The following is a 23,706-nucleotide window of genomic DNA, read 5'->3' on the forward strand; positions in this document are numbered from 1 at the left end:
ATGTGCATCTTAACGAGCAATACCAGACCGCGATGCCTGTGCCCTGAACGCTGTGCCTTGTGGTCTGTGTTACCCTCAGCCTGTGAGTCACAAATCGGCTTCGCGCATCTAAGCGAATAAACTGGACACATGGCCGCTTTAGCTACGCTTGATCGAGCAGCAAAAAAGGGTGTCGGCGCGGTGCAGCAATATGCGCTGCTCTCGGGCCGCGCGCTCGGCAACCTATTTAAGCGCCCATTTTATGGCGCGGACATCTTCACGCAAGCTGACATCATTGGCGTTGGCTCGATTCCTATCGTCATTCTTACAGGCTTCTTCACCGGAGGCGTGCTCGCCCTGCAATCGGCTTCAACCCTGGCACAATTTGGCGCGGCAGCCGTTACCGGCCAGCTTGTCGCGCTTTCCATGATTAAGGAACTGGGCCCCGTGCTGACGAGCCTCATGGTCTCCGGGCGCAACGCTTCCGGCATGGCCAGCGAGCTTGGCTCGATGATGGTGACGGAGCAGATCGACGCCATGCGCGCGCTCGGCACCGACCCATTGAAGAAACTGGTAATGCCGCGTATTGTCGCCACCACCATCATGCTTTTCTTCCTCACTATCATTTCCGACGCCATCGGAATTCTCGGCGGCGCGGCGGTCTCAGTCTTCCTTCTTGGGCAGGACGGCTCGCAGTACTTCCACAATGCCTACCAGTCTCTGCGCTATGCCGACCTGATGCAGGGCATGGTCAAGCCGCTTTTCTTCGGCCTCATCATCGCCACTATCGGCTGTTATTACGGGATGACGACGCGCGGCGGCACTCAGGGTGTGGGCCGGTCCACAACGCAGGCCGTCGTCGTTTCCTCTGTGCTCATCATCGCCTCCGACTTCGTCATCAGCCGCTTTATGATCGGTATTTTCGGCAGGTGACGCGCGCATGAGCCAGGCCGCCGTTGCTCTTGAACCCAGGCAGCCATTGCCGGATGAACCCGTCGTTGTCTTTGAAAGTGTTTCCATTGGCTTCGAGGGCAAGCAGGTTCTCGACAACATTTCCTTTACAGTCAAGCCAGGTGAGACGCGCATCCTGCTTGGCCCTGCTGGCGTGGGCAAGAGCGTGCTGCTTAAACTGGCCGACGGCCTGCTGCGCCCGGATTCAGGGCGCATTTTTATTTTTGGCGAAGAGGTCAGCGCCATGCCTGAGGAAGAGCTCTTCAAGCTGCGCGGGCGCGTCGGCATCGTCTTTCAGGAAGGCGCACTCTTTGACTCGCTAACCGTCCGCGACAACGTCGGCTATCGTCTTATGGAAGAACATTTGCCGGATGACGAGGTCGACAGTCGCGTTATTGAAGCCCTGCGTTTCGTCGAGCTTGAGCACACTCTGACCAAATTTCCGTCGGAGCTTTCGGGCGGGATGCGCCGCCGCGTCGCCATCGCCCGCGCCATTATCACCAAACCGGACCTGCTCCTCTATGATTCTCCTACCGGCGGGCTCGATCCCATCACGTCCACCACCATCATTGAGTTAGTCATCAAGCAACGCGACGTCTATCACACCAGTTCCCTGCTGGTGACACATCGTTTGCAGGACGCCTTTGTGCTCGCCTCGCATCGCTTCAACCGCGAGAACAACAAAATGGAGCCACTGCCTGAGGGCCACTCCGATCCGCAAACCAGCTTCCTCGTTCTGAACAACGGCAGGCTTGCTTTTGATGGATCGACCCATGATCTTGTGCATTCTGACGATCCGTTTCTGAAAGAGTATCTGACGTAAGCGGAGCGAAGTCTCAGTTATCGACTGGGGAGCGCTTTATTGACGATCTCCGGCAGCAAACGCGCGGCCTCCTCGGTGCTGCCACAACCTTCAGCCAAAGCGTCAAAGAACTCAAACGAAGTGAGTGAGTAAAGAACAGCAATTCGCTGTTCCCTGCCTGCGGCGTGTCCACCATTCCGCTGGTCTAACATCTCGACGACGCGCGTTGCCGCTAATTTGCGGCGCTGGTTCCGTGTTTCGACCACTGCGCCAAGCTCCGGATCGATGGCTGCGATTCCGTGAGCGCGCCGGATCAGCAGCCTGTCCTTTGCCCAGAAGCCGCTGAAAATCTCAACAAAGCCTGCCAGCATGGATGCGGCATCGGCAGCCTGCATTACGTTACGCATCCGCTCCATGCCGCCTTCAATCGCGATCTGATCGAAGAGCGCCTCCAGCAAACCGATCTTCGTGGAAAAAAGATTGTAGATTGTCTGCCGGGTAACGCCGCTATCGGCTGCCAGGCCGTCCAGCGTGAGACTCGAAAAACCTTTAGCCTCCAACTGCTTTCGCAAGGCCATAAGAACCTTCGTCCGCTTTTGATCGGACTGCTCCAGGCGCTTGCCCAGAGAATAGGGCCGCTTGCACGGAACTGCTTTCTTCGTCACCACGTCAAGATCATAGTCGTTTAAATTTTGCTTTACAATATGTAAAATTAAATGATACGATGATTTTCATATTGGAGGAAAGATGTCCGCCGTTCCCGATTCAGAGAAAAATCCTGACATCTTTGTTCGTAAAGATGCCTTTCCGCGCCTGCTGCGCGTTGGCTTTTGGATCTGCATTGTAATCGCGGTTGCAGTTGTCGTGCGCCGCGTGATCGCGCTGGCTCATCCGCCGCAGTCTGTGCCGCCACAGATGGCCGGCCTCGATGAATGGTTCGCCTCCCATGCCGCGCTCACGCTGGCGCATATTCTGCCGGCGCTCGCTTTCGTCGTGCTGCTGGCGCTCACCTACTTCCGCCGCTTCGCCCGCTCTCAATGGGTCGAGGAGATTCTCTACCCTCTTGGAGCCGTCGTCGGCATTACCGCATATGCGATGAGCACGTACGCCGTCGGCGGATGGACCGAGCGCTCGGCTGTTTTCTTCTTCAACAGTCTTTTTCTTTACTCGCTCTTCCGCGCCTGGCAATACCGACGGACTAACAATTCCTCGCCCAAACAGCGATGGCTGACGAGGGCCGTCGCAATTCTTCTCGGCATCGCGACTACGCGCCCGGTGATGGGTATATTCTTCGCTACCAGCACGCTTACGCATCTGAAGCCGCAACAATTCTTCGGCATTGCTTTCTGGATTGGGTTTTCCATCAACACCGTCGCCATCGAGCTTTGGCTGTGTTCAAGGAATGTTGCATTCCAACCAGAAAGGACAGCATTGCAATGACTACCCTACATGCCATATCCACTCCATCCGGGATTCAGCGCTTCGCAGGTCCGCATCTTGCGCTGCTGGCGATCCTCTACACGCTGCTGTTCAATGCAGGTCTGTATCCGGTGACCGCAATGGCGGGCAAGCCTTATTGGCCTGGCCCGTGGGAACTGCCCAGTGTCATCGTCCCCTATTTCCAGACGCATCACACACAGGTGCTTGCCTGTGTCTTTCTGCAGTTTGGAGCGACCATCTGCCTCGGCCTATTTACAGTTGCAGCGGTAAGCCAACTGCGGTTCCTCGGCGTGCGCTCCGCGGGACCGTGGATCGCGCTGTTCGGTGGCCTGCTTACTGTCTTCGATGGAGTAGCATCTGTTTTCATTACTTGGACGATGATTCATCCAGCAGTCGTGCAGACCCCGTCGATTCTGCTGGGCCTGTACTATCTCTCCTATGCTTTCGGCGGTCCGGGATTCTCCATTCCGATGGGATTGCTGATGGCAGGCATTTCTGTCTCGGCTGCATTTCGCAAACTTCTGCCAAAGTGGATCGTTATTCTCGGGTTGGCGCTGGCTGTCGCGGGAGAACTCAGTTGGTTCCATCTCATCATTCCCGGCCTGCTCTTCCTCGTGCCTCTGACACGGTTTCCCGGCTTCATCTGGTTGATTGCGGTAAGCTTTGCGCTGCCGCGAATCAGAACCAATGTGCTGGAGGCGGATGCTGTTTGAGCGGCATCTGTCTTTGCTCTGTGTCTCTTTGCTCTGTTAGTCTGAGTAGTTTCAGCCTGAGAACGGAGTAAATCATTCACAATGGCATTTAAGTTCAAGGGGGTCGACTTTATCGGCTTCGACGCGCTTCTTAACGAAGACGAGCGCCTCTCGCGCGACACCGCCCGCCAGTTTATCGAAGACAACCTCATTCCGATCATCGAGGAGTGCAACCGTGAAGGCCGCTTTCCGCGCGAGCTGATACCCCAGATGGGCGAGCTAGGCTTCTTTGGCGCGAATCTGCATGGCTATGGCTGTGCCGGGATGTCGAATGTGGAATACGGCCTGGTGATGCAGGAGTTTGAGCGCGGCGATTCGGGCGTGCGCAGCTTCGTAAGCGTGCAGTCCGCGCTGGTGATGTATCCCATCTTTACCTTCGGCTCAGACGAGCAGAAGGACTACTGGCTTCCGCTGATGTCGAAAGGCGAGAAGCTCGGCTGCTTCGGGCTGACTGAGCCTGACTTCGGATCGAATCCCGGCGGGATGCGCACGCGCGCCCGCAAAGTCGGCGATGAATACGTTCTCAATGGCGAAAAGATGTGGATCACTTCCGGCACGATTGCCGATGTGGCTGTCATCTGGGCAAAAGTGGAAGATGAAGGCGACCGCGTGCGCGGATTCTTGGTCGAGACCGACCGTCCCGGCTTTACCGCATACGATGTGCATGGCAAATGGTCCTTACGCGCCTCGGTTACTTCAGGGCTTTCGCTGCAGGATGTTCATGTTCCGGCCAAGAACCTGATGCCCGGCACTGGCGGGCTGAAATCGCCGCTTATGTGTCTTAACCAGGCGCGTTACGGCATTAGCTGGGGAGCGATCGGCGCGGCCATGTCCTGCTATGACACGGCACTGCAATACTCGCTACTGCGGAAGCAGTTCCGCGACCAGCCCATCGCCAGCCACCAGCTTGTGCAGGAAAAGCTCACCTGGATGATCACAGAAATCACCAAGGCCCAACTGCTGTCACTGCAAGTCGGACGACTGAAAGACGCTGACAAAGTCAGCTTCGAGCACATCTCGATGGCCAAGCGCAATAACGTGTGGATGGCGCTCGAATGCGCGCGCCTATCGCGCGACATCCTTGGCGGCAACGGCATCACCGATGATTATCCGATCATGCGCCACATGATGAACCTCGAATCGGTAAAGACCTATGAAGGGACGCATGACATTCACACTCTGATTATTGGTCAGAGTGTGACGGGAATTCCGGCGTATTAGGTTTATGCAGAAAAACAGATCCTTCGTTTCGCTCAGGATGACAACACTCCATCAGCGCACGAAGGATCCGCAAAATAGATGGCATTACGCCAAATGACCCATCTTGCCGTCGTTGTAATCACGCACGGCCTGCATGATCTCGTCGCGCGTGTTCATCACGAACGGGCCATAGCTGAAGACAGGCTCGTTGATTGGTTCGCCGCTCAACACCAGAAGTGTTGAGTCTTCTTTTGCTTCGAGCGCGACAAGCTCGCCTTCGGGGCTCAGTGTAGCGATACGCGCTTCCCCTTTGATCGAGTCCACGCCGTTCAACACGATATCGCCCTTCAGCACGAAGACGCCTGTGTAGTGCCCTTCGGGAATCCGCAATTCCACCTTGCTGCCCACAGCCAGGCGCACGTCGAAGAGATTTATCGGAGTAAACGTGATGGCCGGTCCGCGCGCGCCATGCAGTTCTCCGGCAATCACGCGGGCATAGGAATCATTGCCGAGGTCGACCGATGGAATCTGCTCTTTTGTGATGCCCTGATAGCGCGGCTTCGACATCTTCACCGTTTTCGGCAGGTTTACCCAGAGCTGAATCATCTCGAAGGTGCCGCCATTTTTGGCGAACTCCTTCTCGTGCATTTCTTCATGCACCACACCGGATGCTGCTGTCATCCACTGGACATCGCCGGGGAAGATCACACCTGCGTTGCCGGCGGAATCGCGATGCTCGACCGCGCCCTGATAGGCAATGGTCACAGTCTCGAATCCGCGATGCGGATGCTCGCCAACGCCATGCGACTTCTTCGATGGTTCAAAGTAGGACGGCCCCGCATAGTCCAGCATCAGAAACGGATTGATTTCATCCTTCAACCCATTCGACGGAAACATGTTGCGCACGGGAAAACCGTCGCCCACCCAATGGTTTGACCCAGGTCCATACACTCCAAGTACTTTTTTCATTTCAGACATTTCCTTACTCCTTCCTGCTCCTCTTTCCAACACTCTTGTTCGGCGGCTGCACCGCATTCCGGTCAGCGCTCAATCCCAAATGCCGCAGCAAATCGATCAGCACTTCGCGGTCTTTTCTGCTGACGCCGCCAGCAGCCAGTTCCATTGCTCTTTTGTGGTCTTCAAATGCTTTACGAATCAATGCCGTGCCAGCCTGCGTAAGCCGGATGATACGTTTCCTCCGGTCCACGTCATCCTCTTTTCGTTCGACCATGCCGCGTCGTTCCAGACGGTCGAGCGCTGCCGTCATCGACCCGCTGGTGAGCAGCACCTTCGCGCCTAACTCGTTTACCGTCAATGGACCTTTATGCAGCAGCGCTTCCAGCACGCCGAAGTCGCTCAGGCACATGCCCAGACCAGCAATGTGTCTGTGAGCATGGGCCTCCACTGAGCGGAAAGCCTTCCAAAGCACCAGCCAGAGGTGTATACCGCTGGTATCTGTTCTCGAGTTTGCAGCGGCGATTTTCATTTATCTTGATATCAAGATGTTTGATCACGGAAAAAGATTCAACATGGCCCGAGGCCGTTCATTCTCCTGACGCAACCCGTTCTTTTATTGGGTGTTCTAATTAAGAAAGTTCTACGCGCTGGAGTCCGTCGAACCGCTCATGTACCTTCCCAAGCCACAGAGACGCCCCGAACTCGATGCCCTGCGCGGGCTGTTCCTCGTCTGGATGACGCTGACTCATCTGCCTACGCGCTTCAGCGATTTTGTAAACCAGACTATCGGCTTTGTGTCCTCGGCTGAGGGTTTTGTCTTTCTTTCCGCGTTGCTGGTCGGCCGCATCTATTTGCGGCAGGCGCTGGAAGACGGATCAGCCCTGCGCGCCAGGCTGTGGCAACGCTCGCTACGCATTTATGCCTATCACCTGCTGATGCTGGCGCTTGCCTTCACCGTCGTCGCTGCTTATGCCGTCACGACCCATCGCGCAGCCATTTACAATCTGCTCGACTTCTATATTGCGCATCCATTCGTCGCGATTGCCGGTTCCATCCTGTTGCTTTACTGCCCACCGCTGTTGGACATCTTGCCAATGTATGTCATTTTCCTCTTCTTTACGCCGCTTGTGCTTTCATCGGCCGGAAGGCGCGGCTGGGGAAGGATATTGACCTTAAGCGGCACCATATGGCTCTTAGCGCAATTCGGCTTGCGCGACTTCGTGCATGGAATCGTCGTCTACGTCACGCACTTGCCCATCCCATTACAGGAAACGGGCTCATTTAATCTCTTTGCCTGGCAGGCGGTATGGATCGCAGGCTTGTGGCTTGGCGCAAAATCCGCCGAAGGTGACGTTCCCCTCAAACGTATTCCGGGATATGTGGTTGCCGCATCCGCGGCTATCTGCCTCTTTTTTATTGGCATACGTTATGAATGGCTAGGCCCACACCTTACCCAACAAGCCCTGGGCATGAAACTCGATAAGTGGCAGATTGGACCGCTGCGTGTTGTGAATCTCGTCACTTTTACGATTGTCTTCTATTGGATGCGCAAGTACGTGCTACGAATTGTCGCCGTGGAGCCGTTCCTTACACTAGGCAAGGCATCATTGCACGTCTTTTGCGCGCATGTGTTTTTTGTCTTTGTCGGATTGGCCTTGCTGTACAGTGATGTTCCGCAACTGCACGGTTGGGTCGCGATCACGCTGCTGGCCGTTACATTTGCTGCGCTGGTGCTGGTCGCGGTGCGCGAGGTCCGTAAGCAGCGGGAAGCCCGCGCAAAACGTGAACGCCGGAAACAGGTTATGTCTGCCGAGTTACCAGTTTCGGTTCCATCACCTACGGAAACAGAGCCGGTTTGCGCGGCAACTAAATAAAAGTGGAAGGCTTTGTTAGCACCTGCGCTAAACGGCGACGGTAAAGGTATCTTCCGTTCGCGTGACGGTGCGATACATGGTATCGCGCTCGAACGGCTCGCGGCCGGCTTCGCGGATCAGGCGTTCCAAATCGCGGCGGCGCATGCCTTGCGGCGTTGTCGCTCCGGCGTCGTGATAAATTTTCTCCTCGATCACGGTTCCATCGATATCGTCCGCGCCGAAACGCAGCGCAATTTGCGCGATCTTTGGCGTCATCATCTGCCAGTAAGCCTTAATGTGCGGGAAGTTGTCGAGCAGCAGGCGGCCCACAGCAATCTGCTTGATGTCAGTGAGACCGGTTGTGCGCGGCAGGTGGTCGAGCGGGGTGTTGTCCGGATGGAAGGCCAGGGGGATGAATGTCTGAAAGCCATGAGTCTCGTCCTGGACAGCGCGCAAACGCAGCAGATGATCCACACGGTCTTCCTCGTTTTCAATGTGGCCGTAGAGCATCGTCGCATTAGATTTCAAGCCAAGCTGATGCGCAGTGCGAGCCGTCTCCAGCCATTCGTCGCCATCGATCTTGTGGTCACAAATGATGTGCCGCACGCGGTCGGCGAAAATCTCCGCGCCACCGCCAGGCAGCGAATCAACGCCCGCGTCGCGCAGCCGCTCCAGCGTTTCGCGGATGGAAAGCTTCGCGCGTCGCGCAAAGAATGCAACCTCGACCATAGTGAAAGCCTTGATGTGGACCTGCGGGAAGCGTTCCTTCAAGCCGCTTACAAGATCAAGAAAATATTCAAGCGGCAAGTCAGGGTGCAGTCCTCCGACAATGTGGAATTCGGTCACCGCTTCGCTGTATCCGGAAGCCGCTGTCTGCCATGCCTGTTCGAGCGCCATTGTGTAAGCGCCGTCGGCGTCCTTCTTACGGCCAAAGGCGCAGAGGCGGCAGGCAGCCACGCAGACATTCGTGGGATTGATGTGCCGGTTAACGTTGAAGTAAGTAATCTTGCCGTGTAGCTTTTCCCGAACGTAATTCGCCAGCCAACCGACGGCCAGTATGTCGGGCGAACGATAGAGAGTCAGACCATCGTCAAAGTCAAGCCGTTCGCCTGCCAGCACCTTCTTCGCTATCGGTTGAAGCCTTGCATCGTCAGTCGCAAAAGGCCGCCGCTCCGCCACGAATGCCGTCTCTATGCTCATCACTACTTATGATAATGCAACAGCTTCACAAGATGATGCCGTGATTCAGACCTTTCGGCATGCCCAACCCCTTATGACAGCCGCGAATTAAAAACGTTTCGTCACAATCAAGAAACACCTTGCACAGACCGCCGTAAGATGCGCATATGAAACAAAACCGTTCCGTGCCCACAGATACGGTGCTCCCGCACATCCATTATCACGACGTTGCTGAAGCCATTGCGTGGCTGAAAAGGGTTTTCGGGTTTACCGAGCACTATCGCTATGGCGATCCCGTCAGCGGCGCGCAAATGTATGCGGGCAAAGCCTGCATCATGGTCAGAAATGAGCCAAATCAGGCAACTCCAGCGCAATTGGGATATGGCACACAGTCTCTCACCATCTTCCTCGATGACGTGGATGGCCATTACGCCAGAGCCAGAGCAGAGGGAGCAAGAATCGTGGAAGAACTGCACGAAACCGAGTATGGCGAGCGTCAATATAGTGTTGTAGACCTTGACGGCCACCATTGGCTTTTCTCACGGCATGCCCGCGATTTGAGTCCGGAGGAATGGGGAGCGACCCTCGCCAGGCACTAAGCCAGTAAACTTTCACATGCGCGCAAAGCGTCTGCGCTGATACTATGCGTCAAGAAGAAAGCTTCACAAATCATACCGTTCAGGGTATTTCGCTTGCCCCATCGCACCTCATTGTTGTCTCTTGTGGCCTTCTGCTTTGTCTTCCTGCCGGTTTCGCGCGCTTTACAGCAGGGCGACTCTCCGGCGGTCATTAGGTTCCCGGCAATCACCACTTACAGTCTCGACAAAGCGAAAGTCAATCTGCCATCCGACTTCGAGGGCAAAGTCAATCTGGTTTTAGTTTCCTTCGAGCCGGAGCAGTCTAAAGACATTGACACATGGATGCCCACAGCAGAGGCGCTCCAGCATATGAATTTTCAGTTCCGCTATTATCGGATGCCGATATCGAGCGAGGAAAATTTCATTTTTCGTTGGTGGGACACGTCCTCATTGCGCAGCGTAGAAACCGACTCGCTGACATGGCACTGGATCATTCCGCTTTATACAAATAAAGACACTTTCCGCCGCGCCTTGAGCATCCCGAACGAAAAACAAATCATATTGGTGCTTGTCGATAGAAACGGGCAGGTGCTCTGGAAGACCTCAGGGCGCATGACCGGCGATAAAAAGACATCCCTCACGAATGCAGTTGCAGCCGCTACGCATCAGCCATGAGCGCTTTGTGCATAACCAGCGCGTCTAATCGCCCAGCATAGTAATTGGGGATTGTCCCAATCCGCGCGTAGCCCATTGCCCGGTAGAACGCCTGTGCATGCAGGTTGTCAATGGCCACTTCCAACCTGATCAAACCCACCTTCTTTGTCCGGAAATGTTCCTCGATTGCGCAAAGCAGCAAGCGGCCTGTGCCCTGCCTGCGTGCATCGGGAAGCACATCAATGGTAATGATATGTCCGATTGTTTTGCCTTCGCGGGCATAGACCTGTCCGATGCAGAAACCCGCAATCGATCGCGTTTGCGTTTCGGCAACAAGGGTGATCGACTTCGGATATTGCAGATAGTAACCCAACTCCGCCTCGGAGTATGCGATTCCGGGAGTAAAGCATATCTGGTCGATTCTATAGAGGGTATTTATGTCTGCACGGGCAAACGGACGCAATCGCATCACGGCCTGCAAGGTCTATGGTTGCGTTCCGCCCCTGCTGCTGGCAGCGGCCGCTGTCTCTTCCATCCTAGGCTGGACCACGACCCCATCATAAAGCGATGCGGCGATGAGCCGGTTCCCCAGCGAGCGCACCGAGTGGAGTGTCCAGCCGGCCTCCCACCATTTCCAGGTTTTGCTGCTTTCGTCGATGGCGAAGACCACCGTAGAAAACGAAGATGTGACGATGACTCTTCCCATCTCACGGTTGTAGCTCAGACCATTGATGTCGGTCAGCGGCAGCTTCGTCATTTGCAGCCAGTCCTGTCCCTCATCTTCGCTGTAGAAGAGCCCCTCGCGGCCGCCGACCCAAAGGGTGCCTTTCGGCGTGGTGGTTACCGCCTGAATGGCTGTGAGCTTCTGCGGCAGCGTAATCTCGCGCCAGGTTGTACCGCTATCATCAGAGATCATCAACTGCTGGCGGTTCGCGGCGAGTACGACATTGCCTTTAGCAGTGACATATCGATAGTTGTCGCCTTTGAGCACGGGCCCAATCCAGGAGTTACCCTGACTTTCGCTTCGATAGATCCCTTCCGAGGTCGCCGCAAACCATGTGCTGGTTCCCATATTGATGTCATTCACCCGCGAGTTAATAGGATCTCCAGAACGTGTGATTTGCCTGGTTGTTTTTGTCCTTTTGCCCTTTCTCATCACATATATGGGCTTCTGCTCGTAGTTCACCACATTCCCGTCCTGTACCCATTCTGAGCCTGACCAGCGAAAGATGCCGCGATTTGTTCCCGCCAGCAAGGCGCCATCATCGGTTTCAGCAAGTGTGAATACGTCTTTGCCGTCCAGTCCCTGGCTGCGCTGCTGCCAGCTCGTTCCGCCGTCTTCCGTTACGAATACGCCGCCATAACCTTTATCGTTCAGCACGCCGGCATAGATCGTGCCCTCGTGCCTTGCATCCGTAAGAATTGCGGCCACCTGGCGCTGTGAAAAGCCTGCATTGGCAGCGTTGAATGTCACGCCGCCATCATTGCTCATTAGCACACCGCTACGGTCCGTTGCCAGCAGAACATGTTGCGTATCCTTTGGGTCGACATAGATGTCATTGATGATGACGTCGGGTCCGGTAAGGCGTGACCAGTCCACGCCATCATCCGCGGTTTTATAAAGACCTTCTGTAGTACCCGCATACACCACTTTAGGATTCACCGGATCTTGCATCAGCACGCGGGTGCGACGCGCTGTCGAAGGGATGCCCTGGACTTTGCGGTTAAGTTCGCCTGTAGTCTCGCTCCTGTAGATGCCGGAGCAGGCGCTCATATACACAACAGTAGGCCGAGTCGGGTCAATGATGATCGAAAACACGTCGGAGTCGTCGATCAGCCCTTCTTTGATGTTGTGCCAGTGTTCTCCGCCATCCGTTGTTTTCCACGGCAGATGCCACGTTCCTGCATAAATCGTCTTTGGGTCGTAAGGATCGATCGCAATAGACTCAACTTCATGAATTTCGCTGCTCTCTGCTGGACTGATTTCTTTCCAGTGCAAGCCCCTATCTTCACTGCGGTAAACGCCCTTCAGCGTTCCCGCAACGAGTGTTTTCGGATTGGAATGTGATTGCGTCAGCGCACGTACCGATTGGTCTTCCATGTCGGCGCTTGCCGTCCATGTCGCGCCTCCGTCATGGCTTATATATATGCCACCAGCGGGTCGATCCACCTGCCAGACTCCAGCAAACAGCGTTTTTACATTGGAAGAATCTACCAGCAGGCTATCGACTACCAGATCGTTCGCTCTTCCGAGCTTCGCAAGCCGCTTCCAACTGCTTCCGCCGTCTGTGGACTGGTAGATCCAGCTTGTTGTTGTTCCCAGATAAAGATGCTGAGGGTTTCCCGGATCAGCCGCGAAACTGCGCGCATCACCCCCGTCAGGCCCTATCGGTATCCAGTTTGAACTAATACCCTGGGCGGTCAGCGTGGAAACTCCAAAAAGGCTTGCACCAAGCAGAAACAGCTGCAAAAGCTTACGTTTCATGATGTCCTGATATCAATCTATTCGCGAACATAGTACATCCGCCAGCATTCATTTCTATTTTGATGACAAATTCGCCTGAAAGGTAAAGGGCCAGCCGGAAGGCTGGCCCTTTAGTTAGATCCAATCACGCTTTACTGACTGGACGTTTTCTTGGAGCTACGGTGATGCCGCTCAGGTAGTGGTTTGCGAGTCTGCGGTTTCACTGTGGACTCATCGACCGCGGTCGTGCCCGGCACGTCCGTATCGAAATTAGCACCCGCTGGTACCAGGTAGTTCTCAACTTCCTGCGCACCTGCTGTGCCTGTACGGACCTGGATGCGGCTGGCGTCAATGCCCTTCTCCTTCACCAGGTAGTCCTTCGTGTTGACTGCGCGCTGCGCGGCCAGATCAACCGGCGGAGCCGCCTTCTTGCCCTTCTTCTTCGGCGGATTCTGCTCGTCTGGCGTTGAATTACCAACCACTACCACGGATGCATCGGCCGACCGCTGCGCATTGAGCGCCACGTCGTCGAGGCAGGCCTTGGCTTCGTTGTCTACGCGAGCCGGACGCCGCTTGTCACGGCTGAATGTGATCGAGCAGAGAGTCTGGGTCTTTGGAGCCGGTGGCGGCGGAGCATTCACCGTAACCGAGCAAGTACCAGAAGCAGTCTGGCCCTTGTCGTCGGAGACGTTGGCCGTAACCGTGATCGCTCCTGCAGGTGCGCCGGTGGTGGAGAGGGTTGCGGTGTTGCCCGTGCCACTGATCGAACCGGCCGATGCGGAGTAGCTGTATGTAAGCGGACGATTCTGTGGGCTAACGCCAGTTGCCGTAATCGTGGCGCTGTCGCCAGCGTTCACGCTGGACGGATTGACCGAGCAGCTTACCGTTGGCGGCTCATACTGTTTCACCGTGAAGTTTGCTGTGCAGTCTGCAAACTGGCCGGGCTTCTGGCCTTCGCTCACATGGCCGGTAACGGTGTAGTTGCCGGGCTGCAAGCCGGTGGTATCTACGTTGGCCGTCGCTGTGTCGCCCTTGACCGTCACGCCCTGACCAGACCAGCTGTAAGTCGCTGTCTTCTTGGGGTTCAGGTTAGTGGGAGTACCGGTAATCGTAATGGGATCACCCGGATAAACCGATGCCGGATTGGCCGAGCAGGTGTACTCAACCGGAGGTGGCGGAATGATGTTGCCGAACTTCCAGACAATACCCGTGCTCAGGCGCGCCGCGTCGATATTGGCGCGTCCGCCAGTAACCGGCTGCGGTCCAAAATTCGCGTGGATGTATTCATAATCGGCCTGGAAAAGACGCAGAGCCAGACGATGATTCAAGAACGGCAAGTTGTAATCGAGGCCGCCACCTACTGTAAGCGCCGGCCCCCACACCGTGTGATGCACGGCAATAGGCTCCGCATTTGGACCGCCCACATTTGCTGCTCCGGCCAAGGCGTGGACAAACGGCGTAATCCCCTCCGAGGTTGGATAGCGGAAGATCGGACCGCCCTGGTAGGTGTAGAACTGGTCATTATTACCATCAGGGTGCGCGCCAAATTCGAACTGGCCACCGAAATAGCGGTTGAAATAATAGGCCACGCTGGCGAGGGCACCATAGTCCACCGATGAATAACGATCGCTGAATGTCGTTCCATCCGGCAACGGCGTATTCACCGTTCCATGTGGTGCGAAGTAGGAGTACCCCGTAAATACGTCCACACGGGACACTGGTTGCTCAGCCGGGGCAGCCGGTGCTGGAGTCGAAGTCTGCCCGAAAAGACTCGAAGCTCCGAGTCCTACGGCACATCCAACTAGCAGAATTCGGCTCACGGAACTTAACGGACGAGATTGCATGCGTCTATCCTCCGAAACCATACTTTGAAAATTCACGCTTAACCACGAAACAGGCTCAAACGTCAAGCCCAGGTAAAGCCCAAAGACAAACTTCGGTAACGAAAACTGCGACGGTATAAAAAGCTACCACAGGTTGATTACGTTAGAGCACAAATTCTTCAATGAGTTGCCTGAAAAGCTACCTTTCGCGGTCCCGGCACCTTCGCAGTTACTTTGGGGCGAAGCTGAAGTCAGAGCGCCGTTGCAGCAGAAAAGCGCCCTGAACGAGCGATCGTTTCTTGTACTTTCCGCGAACGATTCACCCGTTGAATTTGACCCATATCTAACTTATTGAATCTTTTCAGTTATTGCAAGTTCAAAACTCGCTTCAGGCTTCCCCGCTCCCGCTGAATCTTCTCCTGCAGCAGGGTCAGAGCGTAGATCAGTTGCTCGGGCCGCGGCGGACAGCCGGGAACATACACATCCACCGGGATAACCTGGTTGACACCCTGTACCAGCGCATAGTTGTTGAAAACTCCGCCTGAAGTTGCGCAAGCGCCCATCGAAATGACCCATTTCGGCTCTGGCATCTGCTCATAAAGCCTCTGGATCACTGGCGCCATCTTCTGAGAGACGCGACCCGCGATCACCATCAAGTCGGATTGCCGCGGCGACGGCCGGAACACCTCAGCACCGAAACGCGCTACGTCAAACCGCGAAGCGCCCATCGACATCATCTCAATCGCGCAGCAGGCCAGGCCGAATGTCATCGGCCACACTGAACTCTTGCGAATCCAGTTGATCGCAGCATCCAGCGAAGTGAGAAACACGCCGTCGGGCTGATCGTATCCATAGCTTACTTCACGCAGTTTCTCTCGGTTCTTCGCGCTGCTCTCCAGCGAGCCAAACAGATATCGGTCGCGCGCTAATTCGCTCATATCTCTACTATAACGCTGCATTGCCTTCGATTTGAACGGCTCCATTCACATTTGAAAAATAAAAAGTTGCAATGAGCACGAACTGACAATCTCGGACACCGTTGAAAAATGCTGTTTGCGATTTTCACGAAATATGTAAAAGTAACTGCAACATATTCACGAAACTCTTACGGGCGTTTCGGGCTGCATCCACACGCGCCCTGCACAGCTTATCGTTCGCATTCTTTTATTTTGTCGGCGCAGAACCGGCCGGTATTGGTCTATTCACAGGGTCTGTTAACACTTAGGGCGGCAGGCCCCTCGCAAGCATGACGGAGTGATATGCACCCTCGTAGTGTGAAGCTGCTTTTGGCGTTGGCATTCGGTAGCGGCAGCCTGCTGTCCGCCGCCGCGCAAACAGGGACCACCGCCGATCAGATCGCAAAACTCCAGGCTCAGGTGACGGCCGCGCAATCCGGCGCTGACAATGCGTGGATGCTGGCCAGCGCGGCCCTTGTTCTCATGATGACGGGCCCGGGACTCGCACTCTTCTACGGCGGTCTTGTCCGTAAAAAGAATGTGCTCGCCACTATGATGCAGAGCTTCGCCATGATGGCGATTATCACCCTGCTCTGGGCGATTGTGACCTACAGCCTGGCGTTCGACTCCGGCACCAGCTTCATCGGCGGCCTTCATCACATTTTTCTCCGTGGAGTCGGGCTCACTCCTGACCCCGACTACTCATCCACATTGCCGCTGCAGACCTACATGATCTACCAACTGATGTTTGCCATCATCACGCCGGCGCTCGTGACCGGCGCTTTCGCTGAGCGCATGAAGTTCAGCGGCATGGCGCTTTTTCTCACCCTATGGTCCATCTGCGTGTACTCGCCTATGGCCCACATGGTTTGGGGTAAAGGCGGGCTGCTCAATGCGTCGCTCGGCGGCCGCTTTCCTACACTCGACTTCGCCGGTGGCACCGTCGTCCACATCACCTCTGGCGTCTCCGCTCTCATTTGCGCGCTCTACCTGGGCAAGCGCGTCGGATATCCCCGCGAGGCCATGCCGCCGCACTCAGTCGTGCTCAGTATTATTGGCGCCTGTCTTTTGTGGGTAGGCTGGTTTGGATTTAACGCCGGCAGCGCACTTAGTTCCGGGACGCTTGCCACCAGCGCCTTTGTGAATACGCATTTTGGAGCAGCCGGCGCGGCCCTCAGCTGGATGGTTGCCGAGTGGATTCGTAACGGCAAGCCCAGCGCCCTTGGCGGCATCTCCGGCGCAGTCGCCGGGCTGGTTGCCATCACTCCCGCCGCGGGCTTTGTGCAGCCGATGTCAGCCATCATCATTGGGCTCTGCGCCGGAATCTTCTGCTACTTCATGGTTATCAAGGTCAAGAACTGGTTCGGTTATGACGATTCGCTCGATGCCTTCGGTGTGCACGGAGCGGGCGGTACCCTGGGCGCGCTTCTGACTGGTGTCTTCGCCTCCAGCGCTATCAATCCGATCTTTAAAGATACGAACGGGAACGCGCTGCCCTCCGGTGCAGTGGATGGCAACTGGCACCAGGTTTTGAACCAGCTTGTAGGAATCGCTATCGCCTGGACCATCTCGATCGTTGGCACCCTGATTTTATTGAAGCTGGTTGACCTGACGGTTGGTTTACGCGTTGCCCGCGAACATGAAGTCGAGGGCCTCGATCTGACCCAGCACGGCGAAGAAGGCTATGATTTCGCCTCTTAAGGGGACGCAACCTGTTACTCTGAAACACTTGAGACGACACTATGCAGAAGATTGAAGCAGTGATTCAACCGTCAAAGCTGGATGCAGTAAAGGACGCCCTGTTGGAAGTAGGTATCGAGGGCATGACGATTCTAGAGGCACGCGGCCACGGGCGCCAGAAGGGCCACACTGAGTTCTATCGTGGCCGCGAGTACACAGTCGATCTGCTCCCCAAGATCAAGCTTGAGATGATAGTGCCCGACGAATTGGTCGAAAAAGCCATACAGGCGATTCTCTCTTCGGCGCGCAGCGGCAAAATCGGAGACGGCAAAATCTTCGTTTCGAAAATCGATGAAGCTATCCGCATTCGCAACGACGAGCGCGGACCTGCAGCACTGTAAGGACACTCTTAGCAGCGCTGCATAGTACTTGCCTTCCTGGCCGGAACGTCTAAGGCGTGGAGGGGAGGAACCTGTAGTTCGCAACAAGGAAACGAAATGGAGCGCCCCACCCTTTCGCGCATTTTGTGAATGGGAAAAGCACTCAACTCAACTTACAAACAGAACGCATTAAGAACCACCGCATGACGCCACAGTCGCCATCCCTTCCGCGAATGCGGGACACCTACCAAAAAGACACAGCCGACCTGCGTCTCACCTTTGAGCGCACTGGCGATGGTTCAGCAGCAATCCGCCGTCGATCCACACTCGTCGACAAAGTCGTACGCCAGCTCTGGAATGAACTTGCCGATCATCCATCCGAAGCCCCCAGTATCGCCATCGTAGCCACTGGGGGCTTCGGCCGCAAAGAACTCTTTCCCTACTCCGATGTCGATGTTCTCTTTCTCTGCGCTAACGACAGCGTCGAACGCGACTACCACGGCATCATCCGCGCCTGCACACAGGCCATGTGGGACATTGGCCTGCGCGCCAGCCCAGCTACCCGTACCTGGAAGGAATGCGACCATGTCGATCCGGACAATCTCGAGTTCCTCGTCTCGCTGCTAGACCGCCGCTATCTCTGCGGCGATTACACACTTTATAAGCGCCTGGAAAACGATCTGCTTCCCTCGCTTGTCTTGCGCGAGTGGAACACTGTTGTCCACAATCTCTCCGAGATAGCGCGCGCGCGCTACATCAAATACGGCAACACCATCTTTCATCTTGAGCCGAACATTAAGGAATGTCCGGGCGGCCTGCGTGATTATCACCTCTCGCAGTGGCTTAGTCTGTTCTTCGCCTTGCAGGCACAGAAGGCTTGGCCACGACCCTCATCCAATAACTTTTTTACCGTCCATAACGATCTCGAATCGGCATTCGACTTCCTCGCCGCCGTGCGATGTTTCCTGCACTATCGCTGCGGACGCGACGACAATACGCTCGACTGGCATGCGCAGGACGAAGCCGCGGAAGAAAGCATCGGTCTGGATACCAGCGGCAGCGCCGATCCCGCCTACTGGATGCGAACATACTATCGCCACGCGCGCACCATCTTCCGCCGCACGTCATTGCTCATGGACGACGTACCGCCGCCCCGCCGCTCTTTCTATAAACAATTCCGCCGCCGCCGCACGCCTGTTGCAGGGACTGATTTCTTTCTAGAAAACGGACGGCTCGATCTAGACGAATCTGCAACGGTTAGTGACGTCGACAGCGTACTGCGCATCTTCGGCCTCATCGCCGTGCATGGCTACAAGTTAAGCCAGTCCGCTGAAGATCGTGTCGCCGAAGCCCTGCCGGTTCTTGCCGTGCAGATGCCCGAAGGGCCGTTCCTCTGGAACTGTCTCCGCGAAATCCTCCTAGGTCCGCATGCCGCTCATGCCCTCCGAACCATGCACGCCCTTGGCGTGCTTGAGCTCGTCATTCCCGAATTTCACGGCATCGACGCTCTCGTGATCCGCGACTCGTATCATCGCTACACCGTTGATGAGCACACATTCCTGGTCATTGACAATGTGCACGCCCTGCGCCAGCCCGCCCACGATTGGGAGAAACACTTCGGCGCCCTGCTGCCGGAAATTGACCGCCTCGATTTGTTTTTGCTTGCGCTCCTGATGCATGACACCGGAAAAGCGCGGCGAACCGGCGACCACTGCGCGCAGAGCGTCGAACTCTCCGAAAGCCTCTTCGCGCGCCTCGATTTCGATCCAGAAGAGCGCGAAACCGTTCGCCGCATCATCCGCAATCATCTGGAAATGTCCTCCGCGCTGCGCCGCGATATTTTCGACCTGGAAAGCGTGCGCACATTCGGGGAGAAAGTAGGCAGCCAGGCACAGCTGAAAATGCTCACTCTGCTTACCTTCGCCGACATCAAATCTGTCGCGCCTGACGCGCTTACTCCCTGGAAAGCGGAAAATCTCTGGCAACTCTACATCGCCACGTCGAACTTTCTTGATCGCAGCGTGGATGAAGAGCGCTATCATGTCGAGTCCGATACCGGCCTCCTGAACCGCATTGTGGCGCTCGTTCCAGACAGCGCCGAAGAATTGAAGTCATTTCTTGAGGGACTGCCGCAGCGCTACCTGCAAACTCGCCTGCCCGACCAGATTCGCAGCCACTTCCGCATGGCGCTCAACCTCGTGACAGAACCCGTCCAGTTGGCCTTCCGTACCGTCCGCCAGTTGCAGGAAGTCACGCTCATTACAGCCGACCGCCCCATGCTTTTCGCGGATATGGCCGGCGTTCTCTCCGCCTGGGGCATGAACATCGTCAAGGCTGATGCATTTTCCAACAGCGCGGGAGTCATCGTCGACACCTTTCAATTCACCGATCCTTTTCAGACCCTCGAACTCAACCCCACCGAAGTCGACCGCTTCCTGAAAAGCATTCGCGACGTTATCTCGAAGAAGGTTTCGCTGCAAACGCTCCTGCGCGCCCGCAGCCACGCCAGCCGCCGCAACAATGTTAAGGTGCACGTCGAAACCCGCCTCGCCTTCGACAACGAATCCTCAACCCACAGCACTCTGCTGCAAGTCGTCGCGCAGGACACCCCTGGCCTGCTCCGCGAGTTAGCCAGCGCCTTTGCCGAATCGAAGTGCAACATCGAAGTTGCGCTCATCGACACGGAAGGCGAGGTTGCCATCGACGTCTTCTATCTCACAGCGCAAGGGAAGAAGCTAAGCGAATCTCACCAGCAACAGCTCTCCGCTTCGCTGACGCAGGCCATCGAATCGCTACGTCACTGATCGCACGATCCTATATAGCCGATATCGGTCTTTTTTTTGCTGTCAAAACTAGATAAACAGATGACAATCTTCTGACGCCGTTCTGACACGAGCTTCATTTGTCAGATTCATGCTTCTGACCAAGGAGACTTCGTGTATGGATATCTGGAGCAGTGTGAGAACCCCCATCAACCGTCGTTCGTTCATGAAGAGCGGACTTACTGCAGCAGCGGGTGCGGGGTTTCTAACCAGTAGCCCATCCGTTTTAGCGGATGATGATCACGACCACGACGACCATAAAGGTCGTCTCACCCGAGGAGATGCAGCCCTGCTTCGTTTTGCGGCAGCGGCGGAAATTCTCGAGACCGACTTCTGGGTGCAATACAACGAACTCGGGGGTATTCAAGATAGCGAAGAACCCGATGGCAGCGGTAATCCTGCCTACACGGCAGCGCTCTCAGTGCTGGATTCTGACATGGCGCAGTATGTCCATGACAATACTGACGACGAATTTACCCACCAGAACTTCCTCAACGCATACCTGGTATCCAAAGGTGAACAACCTGCTGACCTTGAGCAGTTTCGCACTTTGGCGGGCAGCACAGCGACCGGCTCCAGTGGAAAATTACGTTTGACAAACCTGATGGAACTCACACTGGATACAAGTTGGTGGACCCGCTACCGCAGCAGCGCCAACAATCCTGACCTCGATCCGAATTTCGTTTTTCCGCAGGCGGTTCCCACTTTGGCCGTCGGAAAACATACAGCGATCCCTCGCACAGATGCCGATACAGCAGACCCAAACTTTCTTCAGGCGATCGCGAATACTGCAGGTTTTCACTTCCCCACCATCGAACAAGGCGGTAACAGCCTTTATCCCGCGATGGCCCAGAGAGCCACCAGCGTAGAGGTCTTAAGAATTCTAATCAGCATTGGCCCTACCGAAACCATGCATTTCCAGACCTGGTCGGACAAGGCCGGCAACGCGCCGCCTAAGGCTAACGTTGTAGACCCGGTAACCGGGGTATCGGTGACCTTCCCCGATCTGAATTCTGCGCCCTTTGGCGGCGAGACATTTCAGACAAACCTGATCATGCCGGAGCCCTGTCCATTCCTAAGCCGCAAACTCCCGCCATGTTCAATCATCCGTCCCACAGAAACAAAAGGGATTGCCATGAATGTGGTCAACTTTCTGACGTCCATGGGTCTCTTCATCGGTCAACGCCCCGCGTTCTTCAGACTGTTGCGTAGTCTGGCTGCAGATGCGGATGCAGCCAGACGGGAATTCTAAGTCTGCTGGTACCCAGGTCTCGATTCATGAGACCTGGGGATTTTTCTCTACCGCAAAAGCATCCGCAAAAGTATCTCCCTTACCGGATGAAGGTGCGGAAAAGAAGCACTACATCTCGCGCGAAAGACTAGACCATCACTTCAAGTAAGCCCTTACCAAATCGATCAAATCCTCAGCGAGATCTGTCGGCGGCAGCACGCTCTTCTCCGTCAGCATGTGTAGCCGGATATGATCTTCGAGCACCTCAGCCATCAGGCTGTTGACGCCACCCCGCACGTTCGCCAGCAGCATGAGCACGTCCGCGCAATCGTCACCGCTGGAAAGCGACCGCTCGATAGCATCCACTTGTCCGCGAATTCGTTTAATCCTTGCTACCAGCTTCTGCTTCTCCCGGTCTGCATGATTCATAACTTTCTCTCCCTATATCCTAGGGGGATATGATACAACACAGAGAAGGCCCAGCCCTGTAACGCTTCTGCAACACTCTTGGGTAAAGATCAGATTCTGACACCCCGTTCCCACCATCACACAGCTCGGAGGCTGTTTTGCGCAAGTTGCTGACAATCATGGCTCTGATGCTGTGCTCCATGTGGAGTCGCGCCCAGATGGAGGGATCCTTGCCCGACAGCCCAAGGCCTCAATTCATCGCGGATACCGAAGCTGCGAGGAACCATTCCGGACTGGATCGACCTGGAGCAGCCGCGGAAAAGCATGAAATCCCGGACGATCCGTCCAAGACCATGTTTCCACACAGCGAGAGTGCGCCCTGGTGGATCTCTGGACAAACCAACATCATTTTTCAGGCGCATCCACCCTTCCACTCGCCCTACCAGGGTACGAACAGCCTGCACGGTGCTGGCGAATATAAGACCTCGCTGCTCGGAACGCTCTTTCTCGGTTATCAACCGCACCACGATGCCCGCTACAACACCGACTTCATTGTCGATTTCGAGAGCGCGGGTGGGCGCGGTCTAAGCCAGGCCCTGGGACTCGCCGGGTTTACAAATCTTGATGTAGTCCGCAATCCCAATCTCAGTTCTGTGCCCTATCTGGCGCGCGGAGAGATCCATCAGATCGTCGGCCTCACTGACGAAATGACCGCATCCGACCGTGGTCCATCGTCGCTCGCAACCCAAGTCCCCGTACGCCGTTTCGAGTTCCGCATCGGAAAAATGAGCCTGCCCGATGTCTTCGATATCAACTCCATCGGCAGCGACAGCCATTTGCAATTCACAAATTGGACCATCGATAACAACGGCGCATGGGACTATGCGGCCGATACACGCGGCTACACCGTTGCGGGCGTGGCCGAATACGACGATTGCAACTGGAGTGCCCGCTATGGTCTCGCCGCCATGCCCACCGTCGCCAACGGCATTAATCTCGATTGGGCATTCTCTCGCGCAAGCGGCCAAAACTGGGAGTTCGAGCTGCGCCACTCCTTCATTCCCGGGCGCAAAGGCGTCACGCGCATCCTCAGCTATGTGAACCACGCACACATGGGCAGCTATCGTGAGGCGGTCGATGCCTACCTTGACGGAACGGACCCTACGCCGGAAATCACGAAACACGAGCACTTCGGCGCCGTGAAATATGGTTTTGGCTGGAATAACGAGCAGGAGATCACCGAAGATTTCCGCATCTTCAGCCGCTTCGGCTGGAACGAAGGGCAGCATGAATCTTTCGCATACACCGAAGACGACCAGACAGTCGAGTTCGGCGGTGATCTGACCGGCCGTCGCTGGCATCGGCCGGTCGATAAAATCGGTGTCGCTTTCGTCACCAATGCCATCAAGCAGGACCACCAGAACTACCTCAAATACGGGGGTCTCGGCTTCCTGTTAGGCGATGGCCGCCTTAATTATGGACGAGAAAACATCATCGAAAGCTATTACAACTGGCACACATGGCGAGGCATCTTTTTTGCCCTCGGCCTCACTCATATCGATAATCCCGGCTACAACCGCGACCGCGGTCCCGTCTG

General features: G+C 55.7%; 22 protein-coding genes. 13 read left to right on the forward strand and 9 right to left on the reverse strand.

Translation table 11 applies throughout. The features are described 5' to 3' along the window. The first annotated feature begins 129 nt into the window (after nt 1-129). A complete protein-coding gene (locus VEV40_RS08725; protein ID WP_324831659.1) occupies nt 130-912 on the forward strand; it encodes an ABC transporter permease in 783 nt (260 codons plus the stop codon). A gap of 7 nt (nt 913-919) precedes the next feature. Then, complete coding sequence (locus VEV40_RS08730) at nt 920-1,753, forward strand: ABC transporter ATP-binding protein (protein WP_324831660.1); 834 nt, start codon at nt 920-922, stop codon at nt 1,751-1,753. Nucleotides 1,754-1,770: 17 nt separating this feature from the next. Here the strand turns inward: VEV40_RS08730 and VEV40_RS08735 are convergent, their stop codons facing one another. Continuing rightward, nucleotides 1,771-2,397 (reverse strand): TetR/AcrR family transcriptional regulator, encoded by a 627-nt coding sequence (locus VEV40_RS08735; RefSeq protein WP_324831661.1) that lies wholly within the window; start codon nt 2,395-2,397, stop codon nt 1,771-1,773. Between the two features lie 82 nt (nt 2,398-2,479). Here VEV40_RS08735 and VEV40_RS08740 point away from each other — a divergent pair, with 82 nt between their 5' ends. The 3 genes from VEV40_RS08740 (at nt 2,480) to VEV40_RS08750 (ending at nt 5,145) form a co-directional block, all read left to right on the forward strand. Next, nucleotides 2,480-3,172, forward strand: coding sequence for a DUF2306 domain-containing protein (locus tag VEV40_RS08740; protein ID WP_324831663.1), 693 nt, complete (start codon nt 2,480-2,482; stop codon nt 3,170-3,172). Then, nucleotides 3,169-3,885 (forward strand): hypothetical protein, encoded by a 717-nt coding sequence (locus VEV40_RS08745; protein ID WP_324831664.1) that lies wholly within the window; start codon nt 3,169-3,171, stop codon nt 3,883-3,885. The genes VEV40_RS08740 and VEV40_RS08745 overlap by 4 nt, the downstream gene beginning before the upstream one ends. Nucleotides 3,886-3,966: 81 nt before the next feature. After that, nucleotides 3,967-5,145, forward strand: coding sequence for an acyl-CoA dehydrogenase family protein (locus tag VEV40_RS08750; protein ID WP_324831666.1), 1,179 nt, complete (start codon nt 3,967-3,969; stop codon nt 5,143-5,145). 84 nt (nt 5,146-5,229) lie between these two features. Here the strand turns inward: VEV40_RS08750 and VEV40_RS08755 are convergent, their stop codons facing one another. Both VEV40_RS08755 and VEV40_RS08760 read right to left on the reverse strand, forming a co-directional pair. Then, entirely contained in the window at nt 5,230-6,093 is an 864-nt protein-coding gene (locus VEV40_RS08755; RefSeq protein WP_324831667.1) for a pirin family protein, read from the reverse strand. Between the two features lie 13 nt (nt 6,094-6,106). Further along, nucleotides 6,107-6,610 carry a MarR family winged helix-turn-helix transcriptional regulator gene (locus tag VEV40_RS08760; RefSeq protein ID WP_324831668.1) on the reverse strand — a complete coding sequence of 168 codons (504 nt, stop codon included), beginning with the start codon at nt 6,608-6,610 and terminating at the stop codon, nt 6,107-6,109. A gap of 139 nt (nt 6,611-6,749) precedes the next feature. On the opposite strand from VEV40_RS08760, the gene opgC reads away from it, so the two are divergent. Further along, nucleotides 6,750-7,955 carry an OpgC domain-containing protein gene (gene opgC / locus VEV40_RS08765; RefSeq protein WP_324831670.1) on the forward strand — a complete coding sequence of 402 codons (1,206 nt, stop codon included), beginning with the start codon at nt 6,750-6,752 and terminating at the stop codon, nt 7,953-7,955. A gap of 27 nt (nt 7,956-7,982) precedes the next feature. On the opposite strand, the gene mqnE is transcribed toward opgC, so the two are convergent. After that, entirely contained in the window at nt 7,983-9,134 is a 1,152-nt protein-coding gene (mqnE, locus tag VEV40_RS08770; RefSeq protein ID WP_324831672.1) for an aminofutalosine synthase MqnE, read from the reverse strand. Between the two features lie 146 nt (nt 9,135-9,280). Between mqnE and VEV40_RS08775 the strand changes: the two genes are divergently transcribed. Both VEV40_RS08775 and VEV40_RS08780 read left to right on the forward strand, forming a co-directional pair. After that, the gene (locus VEV40_RS08775; RefSeq protein ID WP_324831673.1) at nt 9,281-9,712 is read left to right on the forward strand and encodes a VOC family protein; all 432 of its coding nucleotides are present in this window, start codon (nt 9,281-9,283) and stop codon (nt 9,710-9,712) included. 93 nt (nt 9,713-9,805) lie between these two features. After that, nucleotides 9,806-10,366, forward strand: a complete 561-nt coding sequence (locus VEV40_RS08780) for a hypothetical protein (RefSeq protein WP_324831675.1) — start codon at nt 9,806-9,808, stop codon at nt 10,364-10,366. Here the strand turns inward: VEV40_RS08780 and VEV40_RS08785 are convergent. The 4 genes from VEV40_RS08785 to VEV40_RS08800 all read right to left on the reverse strand — a co-directional run bounded on the left by VEV40_RS08785 (nt 10,350) and on the right by VEV40_RS08800 (nt 15,570). Beyond that, nucleotides 10,350-10,814 (reverse strand): N-acetyltransferase, encoded by a 465-nt coding sequence (locus VEV40_RS08785; protein WP_324831677.1) that lies wholly within the window; start codon nt 10,812-10,814, stop codon nt 10,350-10,352. The genes VEV40_RS08780 and VEV40_RS08785 overlap by 17 nt on opposite strands. A 15-nt stretch (nt 10,815-10,829) precedes the next feature. Further along, nucleotides 10,830-12,830, reverse strand: coding sequence for a transcriptional regulator (locus VEV40_RS08790; RefSeq protein ID WP_324831678.1), 2,001 nt, complete (start codon nt 12,828-12,830; stop codon nt 10,830-10,832). Nucleotides 12,831-12,961: 131 nt separating this feature from the next. Continuing rightward, a complete protein-coding gene (locus tag VEV40_RS08795; protein ID WP_324831679.1) occupies nt 12,962-14,527 on the reverse strand; it encodes a hypothetical protein in 1,566 nt (521 codons plus the stop codon). Nucleotides 14,528-14,997: 470 nt separating this feature from the next. Continuing rightward, nucleotides 14,998-15,570 carry an NADH-quinone oxidoreductase subunit B gene (locus VEV40_RS08800; RefSeq protein WP_324831680.1) on the reverse strand — a complete coding sequence of 191 codons (573 nt, stop codon included), beginning with the start codon at nt 15,568-15,570 and terminating at the stop codon, nt 14,998-15,000. A gap of 321 nt (nt 15,571-15,891) precedes the next feature. Here VEV40_RS08800 and VEV40_RS08805 point away from each other — a divergent pair, with 321 nt between their 5' ends. The 4 genes from VEV40_RS08805 (at nt 15,892) to VEV40_RS08820 (ending at nt 21,722) form a co-directional block, all read left to right on the forward strand. Then, nucleotides 15,892-17,289 carry an ammonium transporter gene (locus VEV40_RS08805; RefSeq protein WP_324831682.1) on the forward strand — a complete coding sequence of 466 codons (1,398 nt, stop codon included), beginning with the start codon at nt 15,892-15,894 and terminating at the stop codon, nt 17,287-17,289. A 41-nt stretch (nt 17,290-17,330) separates the two neighbouring features. Then, nucleotides 17,331-17,669, forward strand: a complete 339-nt coding sequence (locus VEV40_RS08810; RefSeq protein WP_324831684.1) for a P-II family nitrogen regulator — start codon at nt 17,331-17,333, stop codon at nt 17,667-17,669. 182 nt (nt 17,670-17,851) lie between these two features. Further along, nucleotides 17,852-20,452 carry a [protein-PII] uridylyltransferase gene (locus tag VEV40_RS08815; RefSeq protein WP_324831685.1) on the forward strand — a complete coding sequence of 867 codons (2,601 nt, stop codon included), beginning with the start codon at nt 17,852-17,854 and terminating at the stop codon, nt 20,450-20,452. A 136-nt stretch (nt 20,453-20,588) separates the two neighbouring features. Then, on the forward strand, nt 20,589-21,722 hold the full coding sequence (locus tag VEV40_RS08820) for a ferritin-like domain-containing protein (RefSeq protein ID WP_324831687.1): 1,134 nt from the start codon (nt 20,589-20,591) through the stop codon (nt 21,720-21,722). A gap of 135 nt (nt 21,723-21,857) precedes the next feature. Here the strand turns inward: VEV40_RS08820 and VEV40_RS08825 are convergent, their stop codons facing one another. Beyond that, a complete protein-coding gene (locus tag VEV40_RS08825) occupies nt 21,858-22,130 on the reverse strand; it encodes a metal/formaldehyde-sensitive transcriptional repressor (protein WP_324831689.1) in 273 nt (90 codons plus the stop codon). Between the two features lie 209 nt (nt 22,131-22,339). Here VEV40_RS08825 and VEV40_RS08830 point away from each other — a divergent pair. Beyond that, on the forward strand, nt 22,340-23,706 hold a 1,367-nt coding region (locus VEV40_RS08830), incomplete at its 3' end, for a carbohydrate porin (RefSeq protein WP_324831691.1).

Source organism: Alloacidobacterium sp. (assembly GCF_035631355.1).
Taxonomy (GTDB): Bacteria; Acidobacteriota; Terriglobia; order Terriglobales; family Acidobacteriaceae; genus Alloacidobacterium.

What these genes read in the sequence shown, in the direction of transcription:
- VEV40_RS08725 (WP_324831659.1), top strand. Translation starts at nt 130, where the DNA reads ATGGCCGCTTTAGCTACGCTTGATCGAGCAGCAAAAAAGGGTGTCGGC.
- VEV40_RS08730 (WP_324831660.1), top strand. Translation starts at nt 920, where the DNA reads ATGAGCCAGGCCGCCGTTGCTCTTGAACCCAGGCAGCCATTGCCGGAT.
- VEV40_RS08740 (WP_324831663.1), top strand. Translation starts at nt 2,480, where the DNA reads ATGTCCGCCGTTCCCGATTCAGAGAAAAATCCTGACATCTTTGTTCGT.
- VEV40_RS08745 (WP_324831664.1), top strand. Translation starts at nt 3,169, where the DNA reads ATGACTACCCTACATGCCATATCCACTCCATCCGGGATTCAGCGCTTC.
- VEV40_RS08750 (WP_324831666.1), top strand. Translation starts at nt 3,967, where the DNA reads ATGGCATTTAAGTTCAAGGGGGTCGACTTTATCGGCTTCGACGCGCTT.
- VEV40_RS08755 (WP_324831667.1), bottom strand. Translation starts at nt 6,093, where the DNA reads ATGAAAAAAGTACTTGGAGTGTATGGACCTGGGTCAAACCATTGGGTG.
- VEV40_RS08760 (WP_324831668.1), bottom strand. Translation starts at nt 6,610, where the DNA reads ATGAAAATCGCCGCTGCAAACTCGAGAACAGATACCAGCGGTATACAC.
- opgC (WP_324831670.1), top strand. Translation starts at nt 6,750, where the DNA reads ATGTACCTTCCCAAGCCACAGAGACGCCCCGAACTCGATGCCCTGCGC.
- mqnE (WP_324831672.1), bottom strand. Translation starts at nt 9,134, where the DNA reads ATGAGCATAGAGACGGCATTCGTGGCGGAGCGGCGGCCTTTTGCGACT.
- VEV40_RS08775 (WP_324831673.1), top strand. Translation starts at nt 9,281, where the DNA reads ATGAAACAAAACCGTTCCGTGCCCACAGATACGGTGCTCCCGCACATC.
- VEV40_RS08785 (WP_324831677.1), bottom strand. Translation starts at nt 10,814, where the DNA reads ATGCGATTGCGTCCGTTTGCCCGTGCAGACATAAATACCCTCTATAGA.
- VEV40_RS08790 (WP_324831678.1), bottom strand. Translation starts at nt 12,830, where the DNA reads ATGAAACGTAAGCTTTTGCAGCTGTTTCTGCTTGGTGCAAGCCTTTTT.
- VEV40_RS08800 (WP_324831680.1), bottom strand. Translation starts at nt 15,570, where the DNA reads ATGAGCGAATTAGCGCGCGACCGATATCTGTTTGGCTCGCTGGAGAGC.
- VEV40_RS08805 (WP_324831682.1), top strand. Translation starts at nt 15,892, where the DNA reads ATGCACCCTCGTAGTGTGAAGCTGCTTTTGGCGTTGGCATTCGGTAGC.
- VEV40_RS08810 (WP_324831684.1), top strand. Translation starts at nt 17,331, where the DNA reads ATGCAGAAGATTGAAGCAGTGATTCAACCGTCAAAGCTGGATGCAGTA.
- VEV40_RS08815 (WP_324831685.1), top strand. Translation starts at nt 17,852, where the DNA reads ATGACGCCACAGTCGCCATCCCTTCCGCGAATGCGGGACACCTACCAA.
- VEV40_RS08820 (WP_324831687.1), top strand. Translation starts at nt 20,589, where the DNA reads ATGGATATCTGGAGCAGTGTGAGAACCCCCATCAACCGTCGTTCGTTC.
- VEV40_RS08825 (WP_324831689.1), bottom strand. Translation starts at nt 22,130, where the DNA reads ATGAATCATGCAGACCGGGAGAAGCAGAAGCTGGTAGCAAGGATTAAA.